We start from the raw sequence: 2753 nt of genomic DNA on the forward strand, positions 1-2753 counted from the left end.
AGGAAAGCGTCACGCGGGCCACGGAGTTCGCGGTGGCCAACCTGCTCGAGACCCTGAGCCTCACGGAGCCCGCGCACTGAAAACGCCCCTCCTCCCTGCCACCTGGCGCGCCCGGCCATTCACCGCGTCTTTGGCGGAGGAGATCTTGCATAGCCATGCTGCCGCTCTCTCGCTCTATTGGCTTGGACAGGCAGGCTTCCTGCTCGAGGCCTCTGGCCTGCGAATCCTCATCGACCCATATCTTTCGGATTCCCTGGCGAAAAAATATCACAACACGGCAACACCGCACGACCGCCTGGTACCAGCCCCCATCTCGCCTCAGGCGCTGGGCCAGGTGGACCTGACAATCTGCACGCATCACCACACGGACCACATGGATGGCGAGACGCTGATGGCACTCGCCGACCGCCTGCCCGGCCTGCGCTTCATGGTGCCGGCAGCCGCAAGGGATATGGCCCTGGAGCGCACGGGCGTCTCGCCGGAGCGGCTCATTCCGGCGGATGCGGGCGAGCGGCATGACCTGTTCGAGGGCAGGCTCAGCGTGCATGTGATGCGCGCCGCCCACGAGACGCTGGAACGGGACCACGCCGGCCACCACCGTTTCCTGGGATATGGGCTCGAGATCGGCGGCCACCGCGTCTTTCATTCGGGCGATACCATTCCGTTTGCCGGCCAGGTGGATGAAATCCGCGCCTTCGCCCCGGACCTGATGCTTCTTCCCGTGAACGGGCGGAGCGAAGCCCTGCATCGCCGCGGCATTGCCGGAAACCTGACAATTGGCGAAGCCGTGGATCTGACAAAGGCCTGCGGCGCCCCGGCCATGGTGCCCCATCACTTCGGGATGTTCGCCGTTAACACTGCGGACCCGCGTGATATAGTCTCCGCAGTGGCCGTTGCACCTTTCCAGATGATTACGGCTACCCATCACACAGCGATCGAGCCGGTACCATGACCTCCCCCACGGAGCCCAGCCTGCGGCCCACGCAGAACATCATCGAAGTTGTGCGGCAATCGCTGGACGAGTTGCGGAAGTCCGAACGCAAGGTGGCCGACAAGGTGTTGGAGGACCCTCAACGCATCCTCAATGCCACCCTCGCCGAAACGGCAGACCTCGCGCTGGTGAGCGAACCGACCGTGATCCGCTTCTGCGCGGCAATCGGCTGCGAGGGTTTCCAGGACTTTAGGCTGAGACTGGCGCGAAGCCTCGCCCTCGGTACGCTGCCCACCGGTTCCGTGCTGGAGAGCGAGGACACGACGGCCGAGCTGATCGGCAAGATCTTCGGCTACACCATCAGCTCACTCGACTGGGCCCGGAACCACCTCGACAGCCGGCAGGTGTCGCAGGCGCTCCAGATCCTCAGCAGGGCCCAGAGCATCGAGTTCTTTGGCCTGGGCGCGTCCGGTATCGTGGCGCTGGACGCGCAGCAGAAGTTCCCGCTGTTTGGCGTGCCCTGCGGCGCGCCCACCGACACACATCAGCAGCTGATGACAGCCGCAATGATGAAGCCAGGTGATGTCGCGGTGGTCATCTCGAACACCGGCCGCACCGTGGCGATGATCGAGGTCGCCCAGACGGCTCGCCAGGCGGGAGCGGAGGTGATCGCCATCACCGGCTCGCAGTCGCCCTTGCTGGCAGACTGCGATGTGGGCATCATCGTCGAGACGTTGGAAAACACCAATATTTACACCCCTGCCCTGTCCCGGATCGCGGCACTCGTCGTGATCGACATCCTCTCGGCTGCCGTTGGGCTGAGGCGCGATGCAGAGCATGGCGAAAAGTTCGCCAACATGAAGCGCCTTCTCAGTGGCCAGCGCCGGCGCATGGCAGCCGAGAATTAATCACCGCATAAGTTAGTAAACTGGGATTCTTGTTAACGAAGAAGTACGGCTGACAACCAGGGTAAGGGCGATATTTGCGTTTAACGTCAACAATACCTCGAAAGACATGGTGCATGAGGTCGTGATCCTGCCCTACAAGGATGGCCAGCCTCTGCCTTACAGCGACAAGGACATGCGCATCGATGAGGAGGCCGCGGGCCATCGCGGAGAGGTCTCTGAACTCCAGCCCGGAAAGTCCGGCTCGGTGACGCTCGATCTCATGCCCGGCAAATACCTGCTCGTCTGCAACATCGCCGGCCACTACATGAATGGCATGTGGGAAATCGTGACACTGAAATAGGGCGCAGCCAGCGGGTCACCGCAGCACTATCGCCTTGCCCGGCGCCAGCCAGAAGGGTGGCAGCCTGGCAGGCATGCTGGAGAGCGGCAGGACCTCAGGTCTGAGCGCGATGCCGAGCACCTCGCGCATGAAGCGCTGGCGCCCGGTGATGTTTGACCATGCTTCCGGGTGGCGCGATGCTAGGTCATCGCGCAGGGCCTCGTCGGCTAGCGCAATGCCGTCCTCAATGTCGGAGGTGAAGTAACCCGTACCGGTGCCGGGGATGATGTCGCGCTGCAGCGCCATGCCGTAACGTAGCTTGGGGTGCGAACCCTTGCGCATCGGCGAATGTACACATTCGTCGAGATGCATCAGGTGGCCCGGATTGAGCCCGATGCCAAAGAACGGATAGGCTAGCCCCGACATGACGGCCTCATAGGCTGTTCCACCCTCGATGCCGATGCCCACCGTCTCGCAGCACGCCACCGCCGCAACGAGGTAGGGAGCGACGAGCCGCGCGGCATATTCACGAATGGCAGGCGGCAGGTCCGACCGACATACCCCGTCTCCTCGGCATGCTTCCTCTTGCTATCGC

The 2753-nt window shown here is 63.2% G+C and carries 4 protein-coding genes; 3 read left to right on the forward strand and 1 reads right to left on the reverse strand.

Going from position 1 to position 2753, the window contains the following annotated elements; translation table 11 throughout:
• Positions 1–145 precede the first annotated feature (145 nt).
• The 3 genes from WCJ41_RS21285 to WCJ41_RS21295 all read left to right on the forward strand — a co-directional run bounded on the left by WCJ41_RS21285 (position 146) and on the right by WCJ41_RS21295 (position 2179).
• Positions 146–952 carry an MBL fold metallo-hydrolase gene (locus tag WCJ41_RS21285; RefSeq protein ID WP_336907843.1) on the forward strand — a complete coding sequence of 269 codons (807 nt, stop codon included), beginning with the start codon at positions 146–148 and terminating at the stop codon, positions 950–952.
• Positions 949–1839 carry an SIS domain-containing protein gene (locus tag WCJ41_RS21290; RefSeq protein ID WP_336907844.1) on the forward strand — a complete coding sequence of 297 codons (891 nt, stop codon included), beginning with the start codon at positions 949–951 and terminating at the stop codon, positions 1837–1839. The genes WCJ41_RS21285 and WCJ41_RS21290 overlap by 4 nt, the downstream gene beginning before the upstream one ends.
• A gap of 106 nt (positions 1840–1945) precedes the next feature.
• A complete protein-coding gene (locus tag WCJ41_RS21295) occupies positions 1946–2179 on the forward strand; it encodes a sulfocyanin-like copper-binding protein (RefSeq protein ID WP_336907845.1) in 234 nt (77 codons plus the stop codon).
• Positions 2180–2194: 15 nt separating this feature from the next.
• Here WCJ41_RS21295 and WCJ41_RS21300 read toward each other — a convergent pair whose 3' ends face one another.
• Positions 2195–2644 carry a hypothetical protein gene (locus WCJ41_RS21300; RefSeq protein ID WP_336907846.1) on the reverse strand — a complete coding sequence of 150 codons (450 nt, stop codon included), beginning with the start codon at positions 2642–2644 and terminating at the stop codon, positions 2195–2197.
• Positions 2645–2753 lie beyond the last annotated feature (109 nt).

This window comes from Aestuariivirga sp. (assembly GCF_037139295.1).
GTDB lineage: Bacteria > Pseudomonadota > Alphaproteobacteria > Rhizobiales > Aestuariivirgaceae > Aestuariivirga.

Coding starts and splice junctions, on each gene's coding strand:
- WCJ41_RS21290 (WP_336907844.1), top strand. CDS start 949: ATGACCTCCCCCACGGAGCCCAGCCTGCGGCCCACGCAGAACATCATC.
- WCJ41_RS21295 (WP_336907845.1), top strand. CDS start 1,946: ATGGTGCATGAGGTCGTGATCCTGCCCTACAAGGATGGCCAGCCTCTG.